This is a genomic window from Sphingomonas populi (assembly GCF_004208535.1).
In the GTDB taxonomy this organism is placed as follows: Bacteria; Pseudomonadota; Alphaproteobacteria; order Sphingomonadales; family Sphingomonadaceae; genus Sphingomonas; species Sphingomonas populi.
Genome location: NZ_SGIS01000113.1, coordinates 1 through 2881, shown reverse-complemented (window position 1 = coordinate 2881; position 2881 = coordinate 1). Strand labels below are relative to the sequence as shown.

The 2881-nt window shown below is 53.9% G+C and carries 3 protein-coding genes; all 3 read right to left on the bottom strand.

The features are described from left to right. Positions 1–262: 262 nt before the first annotated feature. A complete protein-coding gene (locus EWE75_RS24210; protein WP_165388528.1) occupies positions 263–1261 on the bottom strand; it encodes a class I SAM-dependent methyltransferase in 999 nt (332 codons plus the stop codon). Positions 1262–1371: 110 nt separating this feature from the next. Further along, positions 1372–1899 (bottom strand): IS66 family transposase, encoded by a 528-nt coding sequence (locus EWE75_RS24205; RefSeq protein ID WP_231708550.1) that lies wholly within the window; start codon positions 1897–1899, stop codon positions 1372–1374. A gap of 30 nt (positions 1900–1929) precedes the next feature. Beyond that, on the bottom strand, positions 1930–2424 hold the full coding sequence (gene tnpB / locus EWE75_RS24200) for an IS66 family insertion sequence element accessory protein TnpB (RefSeq protein ID WP_130160582.1): 495 nt from the start codon (positions 2422–2424) through the stop codon (positions 1930–1932). Positions 2425–2881: the final 457 nt, after the last annotated feature.

Below are 2881 nucleotides of genomic sequence, written 5' to 3'. Positions count from 1 at the left end.
TTCGCGGGCGCGCGCGAAATCGCAAGCTTTTGCGCCGGAATCAGAACAAACCTTGCGAAACCCAACATTTAACAAGCCAGATAAAGTACGTATTATCAGAGGTTTGGGCGTTATTCACCGGCGACTATTTAGGGCGGACTTTGCGATTCGCCTTGCGATCCACTGAGGATCTTCCATTGAAATCCAGGACATCGCCGCGACGTTTCCCGAAGAGAAATCGAGAAAATAGCAGGAGCAACGCCGGACATCGAGCATGTCTTAGTTATTTTTTCCGAAGCCAGATCGAAGCACCAGAGTTCCTCAAGAAGACACTCGAACTGCGAAACAAATTTGAGTTATTTTTTCGCATGAAATCGTTAAAAAATAAAATCTCGTATTGAGGATTGTGAGTCATAAAAGCGCGAAAATAATACAACTCATTCCATGACAGTTTGTCGTCGACCACCCAGCTCATAGGATACTCGAATGGCCAAAAAATATCATGAATATGCACAATGACGCCACTCTTCAACCTCGGCAAAACTTCCTCAAAATGATACAGCACGTCGCTACCCGTCTTAACGACATGAGTAGTATCCATAAAATAAAAATCGCCCGCTTTGAGATCAGATAAGTCTTCAAGCGGAACGTCTTGGATAAATTTTCCATCAATTGAAACATTTTCAGATGGATAATTTGCAAGAATACTTTTTACCAACTCGGGATACGGATCGAATAATTTAACATTTGGGCAATATCCATCGATTCTATCGATAACATCTAGAGCTAGGGCGGACGAATATCCCGATCCGATTTCAATGATTTTGTTGGGACGATGCCTCATTAACATCGCCGCGTAAACCGCACCATCACCCCATACAAACGCATTATTATCATAAAAATAGCGATGCTCGGGTGACTGCGCATCCCGAAATGGCAAATTCACCTCTACGGATTCTAAAAATTGCACAAATTCTTTTTGATAACTTTCATTTATATCGATACCGTCAATATCTTTATTTTTACTAAAAATACTGCTCTTTCGTTCAAGAACGAACGTCGTGTCAACAATTGGAGAATAGAAGTGACCAGCGGGTTTGAACATTAAACCGTTGCTCTTGACCAAATCCTTATGCTCATTGCCGCCCATCAAACGACGAATGATGTCTTCAATCGGCAAATGTTTAAGTTCATTCCCCCAATAACGCTCTTCCCATGCAGTCGGGAACCTCTTCAATATAGCGGAAAACAATTCATTTGGAGAAAGACGTGACAGTTCCATGTCGTAAACTCGTGTTGCACAATGTGGATATGTGATTTTCATGTGCCTGCCAAGGCCAAATCGAAAGCCGGCTATTGCCTATTGAGGCCACCACAGCCCGACCGTTTCCACTACAAGCCCTGATGGTGCTCGCGAGTAAACGCAACCAGAACTCGCCCGGACCCGGTCGGAAGACCTCCAGGGACGACATGCTTGGCGGCCAGTGCCTGGAACACGCCGTCGCTGCACGTCCGGCATGCCATTTTCGGGCGCACCGTCACGACCACGCGGTACGGCACCGGGATCGTGTCCAGGCGACTGGCGCGGTCCTCGTCGATCACATGCAGCGCACCGCCACAACACGGACATTCGGTCTCGGCGGGCGGGATCACGATCTCGATGCGCGGCAGATGCGCCGGCAGGGATTCCCGCTCTCCATTGGGTGCCTTGCGCGCCCGCTTGCTACCCGTTCGGGCAGCGGCATCGTCGGCCTGCTCGCCGAGCGCGAGCAACTCGGCACGGGCAACGTCGAGGTCATCAAGCGCCAGCGCCAACTGGTCCGGCGACAGTTTTTCCGAGCGCTGACCGAACTGGGCGCGCCGCATCTGGTCGATCAGATGCTGCATGCGGGCTTCGCGCTCGCGTCCGGCGATCACCATCGCCTTCAGCGTCGCAACATCGTCCGGAAGCTAGTCCGACCCCACGTCCATCCGCCATTTCTGGTATATTTCGCAGCGTCTGTATCGACCGGTTCGACTAGCCGATTCAGGCGCGCGACCTGCTGCGCGGCGATCGGCTTCGGGGTAGACGGCACATGCATCCGGCTCCATTGGAGCCCCCTCGAACAACGCCGACATCTGCGCTGCCGACAGTCGCATCACGCCGTCACCGGCGCGTGGCCAATGGAACGCGCCGGTCTGCAGAACCGTGCTGACCAGCGCCAGGCCGCTGCCGTCCCAGACCAGCAGTTTGATCCGGTTCGCCAGCTTCGCGCGGAACACACATGAGACGCCCGAGAAGGGTTTGCCGGCCAACTCGTGTTCGACCAGAGCCGCAAGACCGACCGCACCCTTGCGGAAGTCGACGGGCTTCGTCGCGACCATCGCCTTCAGCGGCCCTAGCGGGATGATCATCCCGGCTGCGGATACATCCGCCACCTCCGACACGTTGACCCCAAGAACCATGTACCATGCACAATGCTTTCCGCGAGGATCCGCGCCCGCGCCTCGGGAGTCCAAATGCGCTTTCCTCGCGGCAACGCGACCACATCAAGCCGCCCGGTCCGTCCGGGCGAATTCGTTCCGAAATCCGTTTCATCACTCACTGAGCACCTCGCCCTCATCACAGGCGCAGAAGCTCGACCTTTGCCAGACCGGCCGTTGAGGTGGAGCGGAAACAGCGCTTACTGCTTTCGACTAACCCGTGCTGGATAGCTGCCGTTCGGGCGACCGGCTATTCGGACGCGGGGGACGTCCGAAAGCCTTGCCGCTCATTGGGCAAGGTCCGTTAGGTATTCTAGTGCAGTGACCCAATCGGGTGATTCACAATCGGTTGGTTTCGTGCGAGTCTGGCGGGATGTCCCAGATCGTATGTGTGATCGTAAACTCTGAAGATGCTGCGCGGTTGGCGTCGGTGGTCGCC